The organism is Aristophania sp. ESL1142 (genome assembly GCF_058107345.1).
Genome location: NZ_JBYLUH010000002.1, coordinates 61,864 through 81,649, shown reverse-complemented (window position 1 = coordinate 81,649; position 19,786 = coordinate 61,864). Strand labels below are relative to the sequence as shown.

Here is a 19,786-nt window from a genome sequence, read left to right as displayed (position 1 = left end):
ACACCCCATAAGGTCACCTACGGCTATGATTTATTTAATCTCCTGGATCCGTCCAGTCATGTAACTCACCTGAATGCATTTGACTACTTCGAGAAAAAAATCCGATATTACTATAATCGAGGATAGCATTCTTTTTAACGATTTTATCCTCAGGCTTAACAACTACAGGTACATATAGATAAAAAGGAACAAGATTGCCACTAGAACAGCCAAATTTAGTACATGATGACTGCCATCGTGGATTAATATTGATCATAACAAGCCAATTCCCAGGAGGTACTTGGCTAAAATTATAGATACAGTTCTCACGCCATGAACTGCGACGGATAAACTGCTGTGCCTTCTCTGATGGAGAAGATTTAAATGCATATGACACCCCTAAAATACGGATCCAATCCCGAAAATACGGGGTATCTGGCATTAACAGAGCTTTGCCAGAATTAGCGTCACAACGTGTTTCACTCTTGTCATTAGCGGTTATATAATAGCCTCTTATTATGACTGTCTTATCTCCGACCTCCTGAGACCATTTTGCCTGATCTGGTTCAAATTTTTTATCAAAACCAGCACAGGCACTCAGTAACAAACCTAAAAAACAGATCACTATTTTATTAAAATTTGATAGTTTAGCCATATAATTACCGCACACATGTTATGTTTAAAAAAATTGGTTTCAAATCCTGAAACCATTTGAAAACAACACGAGCAAAAAAATTAACAATAGATTTTTTTAAAATCAATTAATTTATAAACAAATTATTAATTAAAATATTCCTAACGAAAAGCGTTTAAATTCCAATGATTTTTAAAAATTACCTTTAATGATATAAAAGAGTTCAATCCTCTGACATAAGAGAGGATAACTTTTCCTTATAATGAACAGGTAATTGCTTTATTTTCAAAGGTGAGAGGCTCATCGCTGCCAGCTCGACCTTTAAAATTACATTGAGGCGTTTCTCTGCCCGATCCTCTTCCCTCTCCTCAATCGTCGAGATGGTCTGTTGCAGGACAAGCCGAACAGCTCCTAATTTAAGCAGCTGCGTTTTTACCTCCAGCAAGGCATCTAGCCGGGCTGGGCTTTTATAATGGGCTGAAAGATTAGCAACGACAAAACCCAGATTTTCTTCTGCTGCCAGTTGGCCAACAGGCATTCCAAGCGCTCTTAAGGCCTCTGCCCGGGCTCGTTCAGCAAAGCCAAGATAACGGGCATGATAGACAATGCCTCCTGCATCTGTGTCTTCATAATAAACACGGAACCTAATGCAATGAGCCATGATTACCCTTTAGAATTTTCAAAACAAAGTCGGAATATCTGTTGGTGGCCTTAATCCAAGATAACGCCAGCCCGGCTCACCCAACATACGACCGCGAGACGTACGTAAAATCAGGCCCTCTTGAATTAGATAAGGCTCAATAACATCCTCCAAGGTATCGCGTGCCTCAGCCAGCGCCGCAGCAAGGGTTTCCACCCCTACCGGACCACCATGATGATGTTCGGCGATACGGCGCAGGTAACGGCGGTCCATTGCATCAAGACCATGACGATCCACCTCTAGCCTTGATAAAGCGAGATCAGCTGTTTCCTGATCGATCTCCTCTTTTCTGGAAACCAGCGCAAAATCCCGTACCCTGCGCAGAAGCCGACCTGCAATACGAGGCGTCCCTCTTGAACGGCGGGCAATTTCTGCGGCGCCTTCTGGTGTCAGGCTCATCCCTAGTTTTCCTGCCGCCCGGGAAACGATCTGGCATAATTCTTCAGGCGTATAAAAAACCAGTCTGAGAGGGATGCCAAAACGGTCCCGCAAGGGCGTCGCCAGAAGCCCGGCCCGTGTTGTCGCTGCCACTAATGTAAAAGGAGCAAGATCAATCCTCACAGAACGTGCCGCAGGCCCCTCACCAATGACAAGATCAAGCTGGAAATCCTCCATTGCAGGATATAGGATTTCTTCAATCGCTGGTTGAAGACGATGAATCTCATCAATAAATAAAACATCCCGTGGCTGTAAATTCGTCAGAATCGCTGCCAGGTCGCCAGCCCTTTGTATCACTGGCCCCGAAGTCGCCCGAAACCCAACCCCGAGCTCATGCGCAACAATCTGGGCGAGAGTTGTCTTACCCAGCCCCGGAGGACCATGAAGAAGGACGTGATCCAGGGCTTCCCCCCTGGCTTTAGCTGCTTTTATAAAGATCGCCAGATTTTCACGACTTGCCTTCTGACCGGTAAAATCCGCCAGGGTTTGAGGACGCAGACTCGTTTCAGCCACATCTTCTGGATGTTTTGCCGCATCAGTCTCAGGGGAACGTTCAGCCTGTATATCCCATGGTTCTTTCACGAACGTGCAAGCTCCTTCAGAGCAAGGCGAATGATCTGGTCCAGTTGCAGGGAATTATCTTCCTGAAGCAGACGGCTGACAACAGGCCATATTTCAACCCGTCTGAACCCGAGCCCTTCAAGAGCCATAATGGCATCAGCTTCCAGGCTAGCTCCAGGGAGTGCTTCAATTTCGGAAATTTGCGCCGCATGAGACAGACCTGGCATTTTTGCAACCTTAGGTTTTAATTCTGTCAGCAGACGGGTCGCAAGACGTGGCCCTACACCGGATGCCTGGGTAAAAACCTGCTTATCTCCTGCATTAATCGCCTGAAACAACATCATAGGCTGACTTACCGACAGAATGGCCAATGCAACGCGTGATCCCACACCTTGCACGGTCGTCAGTAAACGAAACCACTCACGCTCCTCTGATTCAGCAAAGCCAAAAAGCTGGATGGCATCTTCACGCACAACTGTTTCTATCAGAACACAGGCAATTTCTGGAGGCTTGGGCAGTTGTCCTAAAGTCTGGGTTGACGCAAACACGACATAACCCACGCCATTGACGTCAACAAGGCAACGATCTGGTTCAATCTGTCTGACAAAGCCTGTTAATTGGCCTATCATTTCCTATATGCTCCTGAAGCCCCTGCCATTATGACACCCTGCCTCATCACATGCTGCGCTGTCGCCCTTAAATGAGCATGGCAGATTGCCACAGCAAGGGCATCAGAAGCATCAGCACGTTTTATGACAGCCCCCGGCAGGAGACGTTTTACCATCATCATGACCTGCTCCTTGGTCGCAGCCCCTGTCCCGACGATAGAACGTTTAACTGCTTTGGCACCATATTCACTGACCGGAACATTTGAAAGAGCAGGCACCAAAAGCGCCACACCACGCGCATAACCAAGCTTTAACGTCGAGGCACCATTACGGTTTACGTAAGTTTCCTCAACTGCTGCCTCGGCTGGAGCAAAATGCTCTATCAATGTTTTCAGACCCTCATAGAGTGTGCAGAGACGCTGAGGTACAGGGTCATCACTATCAGTTGCCAATACCCCATCAGCAACATGACGTAATCTGTTCCCTTCAACATCAATCACACCCCAGCCCAGAAAACGCAGGCCAGGGTCGAGACCGATCAGACGCGTCAAGCGCTCAATGCCTCTGCGACCTCGTCAGGTAGGTCAAAATTGGCATAAACCGCCTGAACATCGTCATTTTCATCAAGCACATCAATCAGCTTCAGGACTGAACGCGCTTTATCCTCATCCAGTGGGACTGTCGTTTCAGGACGCCAGTCCAGCTTAGCCGAACGTGCTTCTCCGAAACGTTTCTCAAGCTCGTCACGCACTTTAATATGTGCTTCCATTGAGCTGGTAATTTCATGAATCCCGTCAATAACCTCAACATTATCAGCGCCAGCTTCGATAGCAGCTTCGAGCATCTCTTCTTCTGTTGCAACCTCCAGCGGGTAAGTCACAACACCAATATGTTGGAACATAAAGGAAACGGAATTTGTCTCCCCTAATGATCCACCATGTTTCGAGAACGCTGCCCTTACTTCAGAAGCTGTACGGTTCCGGTTATCTGTCAGCCCCTCAACGATAATGGCCACACCAGCAGGGCCATATCCTTCATAACGAACTTCTTCATAATCATCACCGCCGCCAGCGCCTGATGCCTTACGAATAGCACGCTCAACAGTATCTTTAGGCATATTAACTTCACGTGCTGCAATGATCGCAGCCCGCAAACGGGGATTCATGGCAGGATCAGGCAGACCAGAACGTGTTGCAACCGTTATCTCACGAATAACTTTCCCAAACTGTTTTGCACGTCGTGCATCCTGTGCGCCCTTACGATGCATAATGTTTTTAAATTGTGAATGACCTGCCATCAGACCCTCTTTTATCTTCTCTAACTTTAAAAATGTGTGATTACTGAATAATTCTGCCGTGACAATGCTTAAACTTCATCCCCGAGCCACAAGGGCATGGTGCATTACGAGGCGTTCTGCTGTTCCATAAAGCCAGCGTCTCAGCGTCTATGATATCATCTTCACTCTCCGGGACAGCTTCATAATGGGCTGGGGGTACCGGGGGCGCTTCAGGAACTTCAGAAACCGTATGAATATGAGACAATGTCTGTATCGTTTTCATCCGCATTTCAGAAAGCATATGCGTAAACATCTGAAAGGCTTCATGCTTATATTCATTAAGCGGGTCACGCTGGCCATAAGCACGCAGGCCAATCCCCTGACGAAGCTGATCAAGAGCGTGCAGATGTTCCTTCCAGGCACTATCAAATGAGGTCAACAAGATATGTTTTTCCACCAGACGCATCATATCAGGCCCCATAGAGGTTGCCCGTATGGCATGCGCCTTGAGAGCAGCCTCTTCAATCCGCTCCATTACATGCTCTTCATCAATCCCATCTTCTTTCGCCCATTCCTCAACCGGCAGATCAAGGGCAAGAATTTCATCTAGCTCCTTATGAAGTCCGGCCATATCCCAAGCTTCGGCAAAAGATTTTTCGGGAATATGGGCCTCGACCAGTTCTTCGATTACCTGCTGCCTTAATTCCTTAATAATAGGAGAAACATCCTCTGAAGACATATATTCACGGCGCTGACTATAGACCTCGCGCCGCTGGTCATTCATGACGTCATCATATTTCAGAGTGTTTTTCCGCATATCAAAATTGCGGGCTTCGACTTTTTTCTGCGCTTTTTCGAGAGCACGATTCAGCCATGGGTGAATAATCGCCTCACCCTCTTTCAATCCCATTTTCTGCATCATGCCACCCATACGGTGCGTGCCGAAAATACGAATCAGATCATCTTCAAGCGAAAGGAAGAAGCGTGAATTTCCAGGATCACCCTGTCGCCCAGAACGTCCACGCAGCTGATTATCAACCCGCCGGCTTTCATGACGCTCTGTACCAATCACGAACAGACCACCTGCCTCTTCAACGATTTTGCGATTCTTAGCAACTTCATCACGAATTTTTACAGCAATCTGCTCATGCTGATCCGGGTCAGATTCTGCTGAAATTCGCTGTTTTATCAGCATTTCAACATTACCACCCAACTTGATGTCAGTACCACGCCCTGCCATATTCGTCGCAATCGTAATGGCCCCTGGCGCACCGGCCTGGGCAACGATAACAGCCTCTTTTTCATGATGCCGGGCGTTCAGGACATTATGAGGGATCCGCATCTGTTTCAAAATGTCAGAGAGATACTCACTTTTTTCAATTGATGTTGTTCCGACAAGAATTGGCTGTCCTGTGGCGTGGACTTGTTTGATCAATTCAGCAACGGCTTTATATTTCTCAATTGCCGTTAGATAGACCTCGTCATCTCCATCCTTACGCTTGACGGGCAGATTGGTCGGAATTTCCACAACGTCCAGCTTATAGATCTCAGCAAACTCGTCCGCTTCAGTCATGGCTGTACCGGTCATGCCTGATAGTTTAGGATAGAGTCTGAAATAATTCTGGAATGTAATAGAAGCGAGGGTCTGGTTCTCCTGCTGGATCTCCACATGCTCTTTCGCTTCCAGTGCCTGATGCAGACCATCGGAATAACGACGGCCATCCATCATGCGTCCCGTAAATTCATCAATCAGGATAAGCTTGTCATCCCTTACGATGTAATCAACATCACGAGCAAAAAGCGTATGGGCACGCAAGGATTGCTGGACATGATGGACAACAGCTACATTCTGTACATCATAAAGCCCACCATCTTTTAAGATGCCAGCCTCATTTAGAAGCTCTTCGACCTTATCAGACCCATATTCCGTCAATGTCACTGTACGGAGTTTTTCATCCTTATCGTATGTTGCCAGGTCTTCAACAAGCTTCAGAATTACCGCATCAACCTGACGATAGAGATCGGAACTATCTTCAGCAGGACCTGAAATAATCAGAGGAGTCCGGGCTTCATCGATTAAAATACTGTCAACTTCATCAACGATTGCATAATTGAATTCACGCTGGACCATCTCACCAAGAGAGTATTTCATATTGTCGCGTAGATAATCGAAACCGAATTCATTATTCGTTCCATATGTGATATCACAATGATACGCGTCACGTCTGGCTTCATCTGTCATATCGGGGATAATAACCCCCGTACTCAGTCCCAAGAAGCCGTAAAGCTGGGCCATTTCCTCTGCATCACGTTTAGCCAGATAATCATTGACCGTGACAACATGCACCCCCTTGCCTGTAAGGGCATTAAGATAAACAGGCAATGTCGCAACCAGTGTCTTACCTTCACCAGTGCGCATTTCAGCAATACGGCCTTCATGCAAGACCATCCCGCCGATAAGCTGCACATCAAAATGCCGCATCCCCAAAACACGTTTTGAAGCCTCACGACAGACTGCAAACGCCTCAACCAGGATATCATCAAGTGTTTCACCTCTGGAGAGACGCTCACGGAATTCATCAGTTTTCCGGCGCAGTGCTTCATCGCTCAAGGGCTGTATGGAAGCTTCAAGGGCATTAATCTCAGGCACACGCTTCTGATACCGTTTCAGATAACGATCATTAGCAGAACCAAAAATAGCGCGGGCGAGACGTGCAATCATATAAGACCCTGAAAAATAACTTCACTAAGAAAGATGCGTCAGTGTAATCCATGATGAGCGAAAAACGAAGACCCCTCATCGACCCCCCCCTAACTAGGACTATTAGGAGATTTTGTCACGTTTCCTGATAACGGCAACACTGCGTGCCGTTCGAAGTATTTTAATATAATCGGACGGAAACCCTTATTGCGGTGAATATTACAAAAGCTTAAATTTTTCACAGCGCTCATTACATTAAAAGGATAAATACTCTTAAAACAGTTGATTTAATGCTGTTTTTTGCACTTTATTTCATCTTATATTTTCTAAAATCCCTTCACTATTGCGAGAAAGCTGGCAGAATTTGCCTCTCTTCCCTCTTGCGGGAAAGCGCAGCCTTTGTCATGGTCAGGCCAGGTTTTTTTTAATCATAATGATTATTGAGGTTTTATCATGCAGATTAATCGCTTTCTTCTAGCGTGCACGACTCTTGTCGGAGGTTTCTCTCTGGCAAGTGCAGGTGTACTCCCTGCTATTGCAGCACCTGCAGCACCTGCAAAAAAAACTGAAATGTCGCAGACTGCGTCCAAACCTGCTTCTCCTGACACTGTTATTGCAACAGTTGATGGCCAGAAAATTACAGTTGCAGACATGCAGGGCGCTCTTTCCCAGCTCCCTCCTGCTGTTATGAGCGTGCCTCGCGAGAAAATCGTGCCGCTGGTTCTTGGTCAGCTCATCAGCCAGAAAGCCATTGAGGTCGCTGCAAAAAAATCCAAACTCGAAAACGACCCCGAAGTCAAAGCCGCTATGAAACAAGCCTCAGAAGCAGCGCTGATGAACGCTTACATTAAAGAACGCGTTGCTCCCAAAATCACTGACAGCACCATGAAAGCGTATTATGACGCTCATTACGCCAGTAAAAAACCTGAGGAAGAAGTTCACGCACGTCATATCCTTGTCGATTCAGAAGCCAAGGCCAAAAGCCTAATTGCTCAGCTTGATAAAGGCGCTGATTTCGCCAAACTGGCCACAGAAAACTCTTCAGACACAGCAACAGCCAAAAATAATGGTGGTGATCTGGGATGGTTCAAAAGTGGCGATATGATCCCTGACTTCTCAAAAGCTGCTTTTGCTGCACAGCCTAATACTTACACAAAACAGCCTGTTCATACTGTTTATGGCTGGCACGTTATTCAGGTTCTTGGCAAACGCACTGCTCCCATACCCAAATATGAAGATGTTCAGGGCGCAATCCGTCAGGAAATGCTCAAAGAAGAAATTGGCAAAGTTGTTCAATCCGCTGAAAAAAGTGTAAAGATCATCCGTTATGATGAGCATGGCAAGCCTCTTCCGGAATCCCCTGCCAACACTCACTAAAAAACGATTTAACAAACCATACAGACAGGACCTCCGACCATGGCAGCGCCACACTCAGTCTCTCCCCTTGCTTTGCCTCTCCCCAAGCTTGGCACAATTGAGGGCGTCAGATTAGGAAGTGTGGCAGCTGGGATCCGCTATAAAGGCCGAACTGACCTTATGCTGATGGTCTTTGCGCCCTCAACGGTGGCAGCGGGTGTGTTTACACGCAACCGCTGCCCCGGAGCACCGATTCCATGGTGTCAGAAAGCCCTGTCCCACTCCCCTTCAGCACGCGCTTTATTGGTAAATTCAGGTAACGCCAATGTTTTTACCGGTAAGGCTGGTGATGACGCAGTGCTTCACTGCGTTACGTCTCTTGCTGAGCAGTTAGACTGCGAAAAAGAAGAGATATTTGTCGCTTCTACGGGCGTTATCGGCGAAATCCTCCCTTATCATAAAATCATAAATGCTTTGCCGGAGCTCTCTTCCGTCCTTAAAGCAGATGGTTGGGAAGATGCCGCTAAAGCCATTATGACGACCGACACTTTCCCCAAAGCAGCCTGCCGGACAGCCAAAATTGGTGAGACGACCGTTACTATTCAGGGGATTGCAAAAGGCTCCGGTATGATCGCCCCTGATATGGCGACGATGCTCAGCTATATTGTTACTGATGCGACTCTGCCTCAATCTGTTTTGCAGGCTTTGTTGAGCAAAGGGGTTATTAATAGTTTCAATGCCATCAGCGTCGATTCTGATACCTCCACTTCAGACATGGTAATGGTTTTTGCAACCTGTGAAGCAGATAACCCAGATATTTCAGACGCTTATGATCCAAAATTAACGGAATTCAAACAGGCTCTGGACAGTCTCATGCTTGAATTAGCTCTAAAGGTAATCCGTGATGGTGAGGGTGCAACCAAACTTGTCAAAATTATTGTCCAGAAGGCTTATGATGATAATTCCGCGCAACGTATAGCTCGCTCTATTGCCGATTCCCCTCTTGTGAAGACGGCTATTGCCGGAGAAGATGCAAACTGGGGACGGATCGTCATGGCCGTTGGTAAAAGCGGGGAACCCGCTGACCGAGACCGCTTATCCATTGCCATTGGTGATTACTGGGTCGCCCGGAATGGAACAGTAGCACCTGATTTTGATAATGACGCCGTGACACATTACATGAAAGGCCAGGAGATCACGATCACTGTTGACCTGGAAATGGGTCAGGGAAGTGCCCATCTCTGGACCTGCGATTTAACGCATGGCTATATCGACATAAATGGCTCTTACAGGAGCTAGTCCCTTTGACTATAAATTTTTACTATAGATTGATAAAGAAAACTACTTGCTAATTGTTGCAATCATCCTGGATTGTTAAATAATTTTTTATTATCTATGTAACGTATGGACCTATAACCGTCTGATATTATTATAACGATTATGTTACTAGGTCTCATATTGTATAGTTCTCTTGCCAGAGTATTAGAGTATCCTCATATATTCTCAGTAAATACCGAGCATACGCTTTGTGTGACGCTGTGCTCTGCAAATAAAGGTTGATTTTATGTCTGCTGAAAAACGCGTAGTTGTTTTAGGAGGCGGGATTGGTGGCCTCGAGGTTGTTACAGCTTTACGCTCGCAAAAAAACGCTACAGTGACGCTCGTTGATGCAAATGCTGTGCATGTATGGAAACCAGCCTTACACGAATTTGCAGCCGGGACACTTGAAGCCGCTTCAAATGAATTTCCGTTTGAAAAGCTCGCCAAAAAATTTGGCTTTAATTTCATCCAGAGCTCACCCGCGAAAATTAACAGTGCTGATAAAAAAGTAACACTTAAGAACGGCACTGTCTTGGACTACGACTATCTTGTCGTCTCTATTGGCGGACATATCAATGACTTTGGCACACCCGGGGTGCAGGAATATTGTCTTTTCCTAGACAATATCAACGACGCACATCGTCTTAATCAAGTATTCTATAACGCCATTAAGGAAGCAAAAACAACTGAGCAGCCCTTGACGCTGGCAATTATTGGCGGCGGTGCTACAGGCGTCCAACTTGCTGCTGAATTCTGCAAAGCCCTTGATTCAGTTCCTGGCATGGGCCGTACAGGACGCAAAAAATACCTTAAGCCAATGTTATTGGAAGCCTCCCCCCGTATTCTTCCTGCTTTCCCCGAAAGTGTCTCTGAAGAAGCAAAAAAACAATTCACAGATATCGGCTTCGAAGTCATGACCGGAGCCAACGTCAGTGCTATTGACGATACAGGCATCCAGCTCAAGGATGGGCGTCATATTGATGCAAAGCTCCGTATCTGGGCAGCCGGAGTTCAAGCTTCTAAAGCGACGGAACTATTCTCGGGACTTGAAATCAGTCGTTCCGGACAAATCGTAGTGTCTCCAACACTCCAAAGCACAAAAGACCCATGTGTCTTTGCCATTGGTGACTGCTCACGCATCGAAGCGGCTCCCATTCCACCTACAGCACAGGTCGCCCGGCAGGAAGGACGCTATGTTGGTCATGTTGCATTACCTGCCCTCATAAACGGTTCAGTTCCCCAGCCTTTCAAATATGTTGATCGTGGAGCGGTTGTTGTGCTGGGTGATTATAATGCCTGGGGCATGTGGCCATCGAAAAAAGCTTTTGGTGGCAGTGGCATGGGGGCTAGTTTTGCCCAATTCATCCATGAAGGGCTTTACCGGCAGCATCAATTCGATCTGACTGGTCTAATGCATACTGCAAGCGCTGCCTTGCATGAGCACTTTACTCCCCACCATCCAGACCTGAGTTCTGGCACTTCTGAGAAAGATGCTTCAAGCTCTCTTTCCTGAAAAGAAGCTCTTTACTGTTATTGAAGAGTTTGTAACTCTCATGAACTGATACCCCTAAATAGAGGTTTATGGTCATGAGTCTTACATCTCTTCTTTCCCAAAGCCCTGAAACAGCTTCAGCTTTAATGGAACTGAAGGAACGGAATTTTTCCTTCCTCCCCGCCTCCAGAGCTGAAGCTTTTTACAAACTGTCTGGCCTCAAAAACTGGGAAAGTTTTGCCAAAAGCTGGAATGACCTCGGGCTGGACCGCTACATGGCTGATGGGGGCCGTTACCGTCGGCGGCGTTACGGGACTTATTCCGTCACAAAAAGCGACATTATCCAGAAAGCACATCAGCCTCATTATCAAAGCCGTGATTATAATCTGCTGAATGGAGGCATAGAACGCTGGTTCAGCCCTCTTAAAGACTCGATTGCCCACCATCCTGCCCTGCTTGCCATTATCCGTAATGGAGCCTTTCTCGCAAACAAGCTCATACCAGATGGCCATACCCCTCCCCCCTCATGGCACGTAGAAGTCCATCAATTCCGCATCGAAGCAGCGAGTAATGAGATTGGAAAGCCAACCCCTGAGGGCATGCACCGTGATGGTGTGGATCTTGTTCTGGTTGTCATGATCCATCGTGAAAATATCAAGGAGGGGGTCACGACAATTCATGCGTTAGACAAAAAAACACTTCTGGGTACTTTCACGCTCGCAGAGCCACTTGATACTGCGATCGTCGATGACCATAAAGTTTATCATGGTGTCACGAATGTGGAACCTGACAACCCGTCACAGCCTGCACATCGTGATGTTCTTGTTGTGACCTTCAGGCATGAATAAAAAACAAACCTTCAAAAAACAGGTGATTTCATGAAGCCTTTCTTCTCTCTAAAAGCCTGCAAACTCTTTTCCGCAAGCATGTTTTTTGCAGCTGTACTGGCCTCACCGCTTTCAGCGAAAACAGCCACTCATCATGAGGGAAGCCAGAAAACATTTATAACCCTCAAGGCCATGCCCAATACCCCTCTGGACAAAACGGCACGCTCTCTAAATCAGGATATTATTGACGACTCAGCACGCCACCATGACGTTCCTTTATTTCTGATTGGCTCAGCCTCTCTCTCACCAGATAAAAAAGACGAGGGGTTATTTGTGCAAATTCAGTCGCCCCGTCTTTGTGGCTCTTCAGGCTGTACGACCTCTGTTTATCTTCAGCAAGGCGATGAATGGGTAAATGTCGTTGACGCGGTTAATGGCGATATCACCGTGCTGCATACACGCCATAAAGGTATGTACGATTTGCTCATTGATAATAATGATAAATGGATCTGGAACGGTCAGGCCTATCAGGACACAATGCCTGAATAAAAAAGAGCTTTCATGGGAGGATCACCATGGAGCGGATGAGGGGAATCGAACCCCCGTATGCAGCTTGGGAAGCTGCCGTTCTACCATTGAACTACATCCGCTTGGGGATCGCCGTTCTATATCCTATTTCAGCGTCCACCTGCAATCCCCTTTCCAAGGAGAAATTTGCCTACTCTGCCTCTTGACGTAACAAAAGTCACCCTGCATTATCCCTCGATCATTTTGCAAAAAATGATCCTCGTGATTTGAGCGGCCGGCTTGCGGCGAGGTAAAAAAATAGCGCTAAAGAGGCCCTGTTTTTCATATACAAACAGGACTTCTACGGCCCGCCATAGATCATTGTGCTTACGACACCGAAGCACGACACACATGGAGGGTTTTATGTCGTCATCACTCAAGCAGCCTGCCACCCAGCCTGGCTGGCGTCTTGCCACGCAGCTTTTGCATAACGCAGCGAACAGAACCCATCATGGGGAAACGTCTGAAGCAATCTTTTTGACATCTGGCTTTGTCTATGACAGTGCCGAGCAAGCTGCAGCCACTTTTGAAGGCACAGTCGAGCATTACCAATATGCCCGTTATGGCAGCCCGACCGTCGATACACTCCAGGAACGCTTATCCCTCCTGGAAGGTGCCGAATCCTGCCTTACAATGTCATCAGGCATGGGAGCAATCTCATGCGCCCTGTTATGTCAGGTCAAAGCAGGAGACCGCGTTGTTGCCTCTAAAGCACTTTTCGGTTCCACTCATTGGCTCCTGACCAATTTACTCCCCAGCTATGGCGTCGAGACTGTTCTGATAGATGGGCTTGATGAAAATGCCTGGAAAGAAGCACTTTCTGTCCCGACAAAAGCTGTATTGATCGAGACTCCTTCCAACCCCATGCTCGAAGTACTTGATATTGAGTTAATCGCCCATTACGCCCATAAAGCAGGGGCCTTGTTGGTGGTTGATAATGTCTTTGCCACTCCGGTCGGGCAACGCCCTCTTGCTCTGGGAGCGGACGTCGTCATTTATTCCTGTACCAAACATCTGGATGGCCAGGGCCGTACATTAGGAGGAGCTGTATTAGGAAGCAGCCAATGGATTACTGAAGTCCTACAACCCTTTGTACGCAATACCGGTAATAGCCTTTCTCCTTTTAATGCCTGGGTCCTACTCAAAGGGCTTGAAACACTGGATTTACGCGCCAGAACCATGGCACAGAATGCACTCCAGGTTGCACAGGCGCTAAGAAATATGGAGGGGGTCAAAAACGTACATTATACAGGATTCCCGGATCATCCGCAGGCTGAACTTGTCAAAAAACAAATGCGTGATGGCGGTTCCATGATCGCTTTTGAAGTTGTGAACGGCAAGGAAGGGGCTTTCGCCTGCATGAATGCTTTTTCCATCATCGCGATTTCCAATAATCTGGGTGATGCACGCAGCCTTGCCACACACCCTGCAACGACGACACATAAAAAAATAACTGCTGAAGAGCGCTCTGAACTCGGAATCCATGATGGTGTGATCCGCCTTTCAGTCGGGCTGGAAGATCCTCTCGATTTGATTGAGGAGTTAAAACAGGCTACAGACGCTGCACTGGCTCTGTGAGCTTTCAGGAAAATGGTTCCTGAAACACAAACCAGGCAAGCGTTTATAGAGTGACCTTTATTACGAAATAAAGGTCAACCAGACGTCCACGTAAGGGAAGATCATGTTTAACCAGACTGTGGAATTTGCCGAGGGTGATGACCTTGATGCCACTGAAATGGCCTCTCTCATCGCCCCCCAGAGTTACACTGCCAAAACAGGTGAAATTACTGTCACGGTCCGCCCGATCTGGATTGAAGAACTTTCAGACGTGAAAGACCATATTTTTACCTGGGTTTATCACGTCATTATCGAAAATGGTGGTGAAGCTTCGCTTCAGCTCACAGGCCGTACCTGGAGTGTTTTTGACAGTTTCGGTAATGAAATCCGTACATATAATGAGGGAATTGGTGGGCAGCTTCCTGTCATCGCCCCTCATGAGCATTTTGAATATACGTCTGGCGCAGAACTCAAAACATCTTCTGGTTTTATGTCAGGCACTTATCATGCCCGTCTTGTCGATGATGATCATTCTTTCGACGTCACAATCCCCATGTTCAGTCTTGATAGTCCTTATCAGAACAGACAGCTTCACTAATCATTCAAGGAGCACCAGTTTTGGCACGTTCTACTGCCCCCCGTAAAAAGATTGCTGCCCTACTTCTGGCTGCCGGACAAGGACGCCGGTTTGCCGCTGGTTTAACTGATGACAACACAGTCAGTAAACAGTTTCAGCTTCTGAAAGGGATTCCGGTCATCCGTCATGCTGCACTGGCCCTCCTGCCCTATGTCGATGTCATTCAGCCCGTTGGTGGAGACCCCCTTCTCAATGAAGCCCTTGAAGGGTTAAATGTTCTCTCTCCCGTCTCTGGTGGGGAGGAACGTCATGATAGCGTGCGCATTGGTCTTGAAGCTCTTGCAAAGCTTCCAGAACCACCTGATTTTGTGTTGGTCCATGATGGCGCAAGACCTTTTGTTCCCGAAAAAGTAATTCTCGCGACTTTAAAAGCCCTTGAAACACATGAAGGTGTCATTCCGGCTGTACCTGTTAGCGATACGCTCAAAAAAGTCTCAAACAATATTATCATTGATACTATCTCGCGGGAAAATCTCTGGCGAGCACAAACGCCGCAGGGTTTCTCTTTTCCGCTCCTGCATGACCTTCACCAGAGGCATCGTGACGCCAGAACTGATGATGCCGCCTTACTGGAACTGGAAAATCATCACGTTGCCATTGTTCAGGGATCGGAAGACAACATAAAATTGACCGTAGCAGAAGACCTTATTAGACTGGAACGCATTATGAATCAGAATACTCAGACATTACTGCCACGTGTTGGTCTAGGCTACGATGTTCACGCTTTCGCTGAAGGTCGCAAACTGATTCTTTGTGGGATTGAAGTCCCTCATGACAAAGGCCTTGCAGGACATTCTGATGCTGACGTAGGAATTCATGCTCTCTGTGATGCAATCTACGGCGCACTCTCCGAGGGGGATATTGGCCGCCATTTTCCGCCTAGTGATAATCAGTGGCGCGATATGGATTCAGCAAGATTTCTGATCCATGCAGGTGATCTGATTCGTCAGAAAGGCGGATTTTTGGTGAATGCAGACATCACACTTATTTGCGAACGCCCCAAAATCGGCCCTCATGCCCAGGCCATGAGAGAACGCTTGGCTGACTTGCTTAAAGTCCCCCTTTCCCGCATTTCTATCAAGGCCACAACCTCCGAAAAACTGGGCTTCACTGGGAGGGAAGAAGGCATCGCTGCAACAGCAGCAGTCAGCGTCATGGTACCAGACGAGGCTGAATAAGTTTTCACCAAAAAGCTGTTTTTATGAATCCCGGTCTTTATTCAGAAACCGGGATGTCGTTTGCGATTATAAATCGTCAGTCTGAAAAAATTTCAGTTTATGAATCTGATGCCCGGTTTCATCGAAATTATCCTGACGTAACCAACGCTGATAGCCAGCTTTCATCGTTTTCCACTCATGATCAAGAATTGAAAACCACGCTGTATCCCTATTCTTGCCCTTCACGATCATATGTTGGCGGAACATTCCCTCATAGGTAAATCCAAAACGCTCCGCTGCTTTTTTAGAAGGCAGATTATCATTATCGCACTTCCATTCAAGGCGGCGATAACCAAGGTCAAACACATAATCGGCCAGTAGAAAAAAAGCCTCTGTCGCAACATTTGTGCGCGTTATGGCAGGCCCCCATAAAATATTTCCGATTTCGATTACACTGTTAGAGGTGTCAATACGCATAAGTGCCTGCCTCCCCTCTGCACGTTTCGTCTTTTTATCAATAACAGCAAAAAACAGAGGATCAGAACTATGCGAGGCATTTTCAATCCAGTGACGCTGCTCTTCAGGATTTTGAGGGGGGAAATCAAATAAATAACGGAAACGTTCCTCTATCCCGGGCATTCTTGCCGCTTCAAATAATGTCTGACTATGTTGTGCAGATAACGGTTCCAAGCGAGCATAAAGCCCGTCTATGACCCTTTTTTTGGGGAAAGAAAACATAAAGGAACCTTCTTTAGTAAGAAGAAAAACACTCACATTACCGACTGCACCAGAGTCCAGTAACGCATCACATCCAATAATTCCTGCTGTTTGCGTTCCAGTGAGGTGGAGAATTCTGAATCTTCGCCCCATTCTTCAAGCTGGTTATATTCATCGGCATAGCTGAACATAAAAGCCTCTTCAGATGTCAAAACACCTGACGTAAGGGCGAAAGGAAGCCAGAAGCTGCTGAGCAGGGGAGCCATAATGCGTAAGGCTGTCAGCCGCTCTATAGACTGCTTTTGTATCAGGTGCCTTAAAGCCTGTTTATAGCTTTCCTTATGTGCAATAGGCGTTAAATTCGTCGCTTGTGGAAGGACGAACATTTCCCCTAGTTCCCTCATCCATTCTTTGAGACGCTGAGCAATCACAGGGTCCTGCACAGGGCTATGGTAGCAAAGTGCCTCATCAAGCCCGAAGGCAAATAAAGCCTCCTGCGTTTCAGCTTGATATGGAGCGATCTGTTCAATCTGGCTTCCGACAATACGTGTCAGAGGAATTTTATCCGAACTAATTTCCTCCCCAGGTGAGAAGGAAGACCATTCTTCCAGCAAAACTTCAGCAAGGGGCAAGGAATGAACAAGAAGCTTCTCACCCCCTGTCAGACGGACAGGTCTGCCATCCAGGGCTGGGCCATATAACCCCTTTTCTCCCTGTTCAAGTGTGACATGCTTCCAGAAACATTTTGGCGAGCCAGCCATCAGAACTTTCCTCCAATACCAAGAGACTTCAAAATACTTCCTACCTTACTCTTATGTTTTTCTTCTTTTTCAAGAGCAGGGCCACCATGCCCTCCACGTGCTTCTTTTACAGCCTCTGCGCAGGAATCACGCTCTGCGCTCCCAATGCTCATCTGGAAATAACCTTGCTCATTACGTGCCGGAACAATCCGTGGCTCCGTGAGAGACCCTGTAACCTTAAAGGGGGTCGAAAATTCATTATCATCAAGCTCAATATGAGGGGAAAACAGCATATTAACTGTCTGGTCAGACATATTGACCTGCCCTTTTCCGGACAGGGCATAATGCTTAGCCTGCATGGCCATAGTCACAATATCCGCCTGCCCTGCATGAAAATTCACCTTACCAGCAAGGCAGCGTAATTTCATACTGGCTTTACCCATTTTCAAAAAAGTCCCTGCCGGGCCAGCCAAGGGCATAAGGACAGATTTCTGTATCCTGCCCTCCGTCAGAGACAAGCCCAATTCCCCTTCAAGAGAGTCTACAAGCTCTTTACGGTTGTGTCCCCGTGCGGCAAGCTGCCCATCAAGCTGGATCGTCCCATCCAGAAATGCTGGCTGATGGGATAATTTCAGCAATAAAGATGCCGGAAGCTGGACCGATTCAGCCTCAAAATTAAGATAAGACTGGTCATGACCCTCGCCCACTGCCAACCGAACTTTGAGAGGAAAGTCATCAAGCTGCGCTGTCATTGGATCTATTGTGAGTTTCCCATCACCCATTAACCCATAAAAAGACAGGTCATGATAGGTCAGTCCTCCCAGGGTAAACTGACCCAATTTCAGATCAATAAGACCATCCCATTTCCGCGATAGAGACGTTAATTGATCAAGAAAAGAGGCTGGTCTGTCTTTCTGCGTCTCATTCCCCGGTAATTTCTCATCCTTAATGCCTGGCACAAACTGATTGCCATCAAAACTGTCAAAATGAAAATGCGCCACAAAACGGGGGACAGTCTGCGTGAGACGGGAAAAGGAAACAGCCCCCTCTCCATTCAGACTCTGGCTCTTGATCTGTATATTCTCAAAAGACAGTGCATCAATTTCTTTCTGCTCTGAAAAAGAAACAGAAGTGACATCTGTCTGGAATGTGAAATCACGTAAATTCGTCCCTGAAAGAAGCTTATTCCAAAAAGATGGCAGGAATGCCATGTTAGAAAGTTTTAACTGACTCCCACTCCCTTTAACTGTGATGTGGCTTGATTGCTGGCTAATCTGCCCCTGAAGCTGAAATTGAGTGGGATTTTCCTGCTTTATAGTTTGTGGTGCCTGACTTTCCCGAATATGCGCATCAAGCGGGACAACAGCTCCTTCCTGATCGTTCCAGAGGGCCATAATCTGCGCCAATGAGCCAGAATCCGCCATAAAATGCCACGAATTCGTTTGGTCCTCCCATGTACCCTCTACCTTTAAGACAGGAGCCATATCATCAGCCGTCAAATGCACATCCTTCAGAATCACGGGCTGTTTTTTATGGGAGAAGGTACTTTTAAACTCTTTCATATGCAGGGACAGAGACGTCGGCGTGAAGCCATATCCCCAGAGCTGGAAGAATGACCCGGAAGCATCATCATTCACTCTGAAGGCGACTTTGCCTTCCAGACCGCTGATATCTGGCAAAACAACCTGAGGAAACAGATTTTTCCAGTCCTGCAAATTATCACTGCGTCCTTGCAGGGTCAGTGTTGTCTGTCCATTATGAGCAAGATCATTGACTACACCATCAATCGTCAGCTGGTCGCTTCTGCTTTTTTCACCAAAGCTCAGCCCCAAACTGAAAACCCATGGACGCGAACCGGGCTCAAAAAAATCATGGACGGAACCAAGACGGCCTTTAAGAGAAATGACTTCCTCTCCCCGCTTACCTTTAAAATCAAGGTGCGGACTATCCGTTTTAAGGTCACTTAAAATAAGGTGATCGACAAAAAGCCTATTACCAAAAGGAGAAGTGGCTACTTCTTTTGCAGGCAATTCAAGCTGGGTTTCTTTAATTTCCAGAGCATTGAAACTGACACGCCAAGGTGTATGTCCCGAAGGAATCATCCTGTTCTCAGGGAGTTTTTCGGTCTGTTTTCCCGCAAACACTGTCCCCAAGTCTGAACAGAATTCACCCTTATTCGGTTGGAAAGAAGCCTTTCCATTTTCCACTGTCAAATTCTTCAAGGCAATTTCACGATGGAATAAAGGCAGGAATGCAATATCTGCGTGAACCGAACGGGCTGTTACAAAGGGCGCGCAATCGGGACGAGCAAGGCTTAATTCATCCGCATGAAAAGAGGGCCAGGGCAGAAGCTGAAAAGACGCCCTGGAGATTTTTAGTTCAAGAGTGCTCTGCTGTTTGACTGCCTGCACAATCTGCTGACGAATGATATTCTGATCCAGCAGAAAATGCGAACCGACACATGCTGCGACAAAGAGAAGCAGTATCGCTATCAAGCCCCCAAGAATCTTTTTCATCCG

At 47.0% G+C, this 19,786-nt stretch carries 18 protein-coding genes, 1 tRNA gene and 1 riboswitch; of the genes, 8 read left to right on the top strand and 11 right to left on the bottom strand.

All coding sequences use genetic code 11. The features are described from left to right. Positions 1-34: 34 nt before the first annotated feature. From AC3B6P_RS08125 to secA, 7 genes are all read right to left on the bottom strand, one after another. Positions 35-634 carry a hypothetical protein gene (locus AC3B6P_RS08125; protein WP_489805632.1) on the bottom strand — a complete coding sequence of 200 codons (600 nt, stop codon included), beginning with the start codon at positions 632-634 and terminating at the stop codon, positions 35-37. 202 nt (positions 635-836) lie between these two features. After that, positions 837-1,274: a YbgC/FadM family acyl-CoA thioesterase gene (locus AC3B6P_RS08120; protein ID WP_489805631.1), complete on the bottom strand. Its 438-nt coding sequence runs from the start codon at positions 1,272-1,274 to the stop codon at positions 837-839. A gap of 18 nt (positions 1,275-1,292) precedes the next feature. Beyond that, the gene (gene ruvB, locus AC3B6P_RS08115; RefSeq protein ID WP_489805630.1) at positions 1,293-2,333 is read right to left on the bottom strand and encodes a Holliday junction branch migration DNA helicase RuvB; all 1,041 of its coding nucleotides are present in this window, start codon (positions 2,331-2,333) and stop codon (positions 1,293-1,295) included. Beyond that, entirely contained in the window at positions 2,330-2,941 is a 612-nt protein-coding gene (ruvA, locus tag AC3B6P_RS08110; RefSeq protein WP_489805629.1) for a Holliday junction branch migration protein RuvA, read from the bottom strand. The genes ruvB and ruvA overlap by 4 nt, the downstream gene beginning before the upstream one ends. Then, positions 2,938-3,471: a crossover junction endodeoxyribonuclease RuvC gene (gene ruvC, locus AC3B6P_RS08105; RefSeq protein ID WP_489805628.1), complete on the bottom strand. Its 534-nt coding sequence runs from the start codon at positions 3,469-3,471 to the stop codon at positions 2,938-2,940. Before ruvC ends, ruvA begins: the two co-directional genes overlap by 4 nt. Beyond that, positions 3,468-4,217, bottom strand: coding sequence for a YebC/PmpR family DNA-binding transcriptional regulator (locus tag AC3B6P_RS08100; protein ID WP_489805627.1), 750 nt, complete (start codon positions 4,215-4,217; stop codon positions 3,468-3,470). Before AC3B6P_RS08100 ends, ruvC begins: the two co-directional genes overlap by 4 nt. Positions 4,218-4,257: 40 nt before the next feature. Beyond that, a complete protein-coding gene (gene secA, locus AC3B6P_RS08095; protein WP_489805626.1) occupies positions 4,258-6,918 on the bottom strand; it encodes a preprotein translocase subunit SecA in 2,661 nt (886 codons plus the stop codon). Positions 6,919-7,350: 432 nt separating this feature from the next. On the opposite strand from secA, the gene AC3B6P_RS08090 reads away from it, so the two are divergent. From AC3B6P_RS08090 to AC3B6P_RS08070, 5 genes are all read left to right on the top strand, one after another. Continuing rightward, a complete protein-coding gene (locus tag AC3B6P_RS08090; RefSeq protein WP_489805625.1) occupies positions 7,351-8,274 on the top strand; it encodes a peptidylprolyl isomerase in 924 nt (307 codons plus the stop codon). A 39-nt stretch (positions 8,275-8,313) separates the two neighbouring features. Beyond that, positions 8,314-9,552 (top strand): bifunctional glutamate N-acetyltransferase/amino-acid acetyltransferase ArgJ, encoded by a 1,239-nt coding sequence (argJ, locus tag AC3B6P_RS08085; RefSeq protein ID WP_489805624.1) that lies wholly within the window; start codon positions 8,314-8,316, stop codon positions 9,550-9,552. Between the two features lie 265 nt (positions 9,553-9,817). After that, positions 9,818-11,086, top strand: a complete 1,269-nt coding sequence (locus tag AC3B6P_RS08080; protein WP_489805623.1) for an NAD(P)/FAD-dependent oxidoreductase — start codon at positions 9,818-9,820, stop codon at positions 11,084-11,086. Positions 11,087-11,160: 74 nt separating this feature from the next. Further along, positions 11,161-11,913 carry a 2OG-Fe dioxygenase family protein gene (locus AC3B6P_RS08075; protein ID WP_489805622.1) on the top strand — a complete coding sequence of 251 codons (753 nt, stop codon included), beginning with the start codon at positions 11,161-11,163 and terminating at the stop codon, positions 11,911-11,913. A 30-nt stretch (positions 11,914-11,943) separates the two neighbouring features. Next, a complete protein-coding gene (locus AC3B6P_RS08070) occupies positions 11,944-12,441 on the top strand; it encodes a hypothetical protein (protein WP_489805621.1) in 498 nt (165 codons plus the stop codon). A gap of 27 nt (positions 12,442-12,468) precedes the next feature. On the opposite strand, the gene AC3B6P_RS08065 is transcribed toward AC3B6P_RS08070, so the two are convergent. Further along, positions 12,469-12,542, bottom strand: a tRNA-Gly gene (locus AC3B6P_RS08065). 126 nt (positions 12,543-12,668) lie between these two features. Then, a riboswitch (SAM riboswitch) is annotated at positions 12,669-12,748 on the top strand. 74 nt (positions 12,749-12,822) lie between these two features. Between AC3B6P_RS08065 and AC3B6P_RS08060 the strand changes: the two genes are divergently transcribed. The 3 genes from AC3B6P_RS08060 (at position 12,823) to AC3B6P_RS08050 (ending at position 15,831) form a co-directional block, all read left to right on the top strand. Next, positions 12,823-14,037 carry an aminotransferase class I/II-fold pyridoxal phosphate-dependent enzyme gene (locus AC3B6P_RS08060; protein WP_489805620.1) on the top strand — a complete coding sequence of 405 codons (1,215 nt, stop codon included), beginning with the start codon at positions 12,823-12,825 and terminating at the stop codon, positions 14,035-14,037. Positions 14,038-14,140: 103 nt separating this feature from the next. Then, entirely contained in the window at positions 14,141-14,614 is a 474-nt protein-coding gene (gene apaG / locus AC3B6P_RS08055) for a Co2+/Mg2+ efflux protein ApaG (protein ID WP_489805619.1), read from the top strand. Positions 14,615-14,634: 20 nt separating this feature from the next. Beyond that, positions 14,635-15,831, top strand: a complete 1,197-nt coding sequence (locus tag AC3B6P_RS08050; RefSeq protein ID WP_489805618.1) for a bifunctional 2-C-methyl-D-erythritol 4-phosphate cytidylyltransferase/2-C-methyl-D-erythritol 2,4-cyclodiphosphate synthase — start codon at positions 14,635-14,637, stop codon at positions 15,829-15,831. A gap of 66 nt (positions 15,832-15,897) precedes the next feature. Here AC3B6P_RS08050 and AC3B6P_RS08045 read toward each other — a convergent pair whose 3' ends face one another. From AC3B6P_RS08045 to AC3B6P_RS08035, 3 genes are read right to left on the bottom strand one after another with little or no spacing between them, the layout of a single operon-like run. After that, positions 15,898-16,548, bottom strand: a complete 651-nt coding sequence (locus tag AC3B6P_RS08045; RefSeq protein ID WP_489805617.1) for a GNAT family N-acetyltransferase — start codon at positions 16,546-16,548, stop codon at positions 15,898-15,900. A gap of 32 nt (positions 16,549-16,580) precedes the next feature. Next, positions 16,581-17,288, bottom strand: a complete 708-nt coding sequence (locus tag AC3B6P_RS08040) for an ATP12 family protein (RefSeq protein WP_489805616.1) — start codon at positions 17,286-17,288, stop codon at positions 16,581-16,583. Continuing rightward, the gene (locus AC3B6P_RS08035; protein WP_489805615.1) at positions 17,288-19,783 is read right to left on the bottom strand and encodes an AsmA family protein; all 2,496 of its coding nucleotides are present in this window, start codon (positions 19,781-19,783) and stop codon (positions 17,288-17,290) included. Before AC3B6P_RS08035 ends, AC3B6P_RS08040 begins: the two co-directional genes overlap by 1 nt. Positions 19,784-19,786: the final 3 nt, after the last annotated feature.

Coding starts and splice junctions, on each gene's coding strand:
- AC3B6P_RS08125 (WP_489805632.1), bottom strand. CDS start 634: ATGGCTAAACTATCAAATTTTAATAAAATAGTGATCTGTTTTTTAGGT.
- AC3B6P_RS08120 (WP_489805631.1), bottom strand. CDS start 1,274: ATGGCTCATTGCATTAGGTTCCGTGTTTATTATGAAGACACAGATGCA.
- ruvA (WP_489805629.1), bottom strand. CDS start 2,941: ATGATAGGCCAATTAACAGGCTTTGTCAGACAGATTGAACCAGATCGT.
- AC3B6P_RS08100 (WP_489805627.1), bottom strand. CDS start 4,217: ATGGCAGGTCATTCACAATTTAAAAACATTATGCATCGTAAGGGCGCA.
- secA (WP_489805626.1), bottom strand. CDS start 6,918: ATGATTGCACGTCTCGCCCGCGCTATTTTTGGTTCTGCTAATGATCGT.
- AC3B6P_RS08090 (WP_489805625.1), top strand. CDS start 7,351: ATGCAGATTAATCGCTTTCTTCTAGCGTGCACGACTCTTGTCGGAGGT.
- argJ (WP_489805624.1), top strand. CDS start 8,314: ATGGCAGCGCCACACTCAGTCTCTCCCCTTGCTTTGCCTCTCCCCAAG.
- AC3B6P_RS08080 (WP_489805623.1), top strand. CDS start 9,818: ATGTCTGCTGAAAAACGCGTAGTTGTTTTAGGAGGCGGGATTGGTGGC.
- AC3B6P_RS08075 (WP_489805622.1), top strand. CDS start 11,161: ATGAGTCTTACATCTCTTCTTTCCCAAAGCCCTGAAACAGCTTCAGCT.
- AC3B6P_RS08070 (WP_489805621.1), top strand. CDS start 11,944: ATGAAGCCTTTCTTCTCTCTAAAAGCCTGCAAACTCTTTTCCGCAAGC.
- AC3B6P_RS08060 (WP_489805620.1), top strand. CDS start 12,823: ATGTCGTCATCACTCAAGCAGCCTGCCACCCAGCCTGGCTGGCGTCTT.
- apaG (WP_489805619.1), top strand. CDS start 14,141: ATGTTTAACCAGACTGTGGAATTTGCCGAGGGTGATGACCTTGATGCC.
- AC3B6P_RS08045 (WP_489805617.1), bottom strand. CDS start 16,548: ATGTTTTCTTTCCCCAAAAAAAGGGTCATAGACGGGCTTTATGCTCGC.
- AC3B6P_RS08040 (WP_489805616.1), bottom strand. CDS start 17,288: ATGGCTGGCTCGCCAAAATGTTTCTGGAAGCATGTCACACTTGAACAG.
- AC3B6P_RS08035 (WP_489805615.1), bottom strand. CDS start 19,783: ATGAAAAAGATTCTTGGGGGCTTGATAGCGATACTGCTTCTCTTTGTC.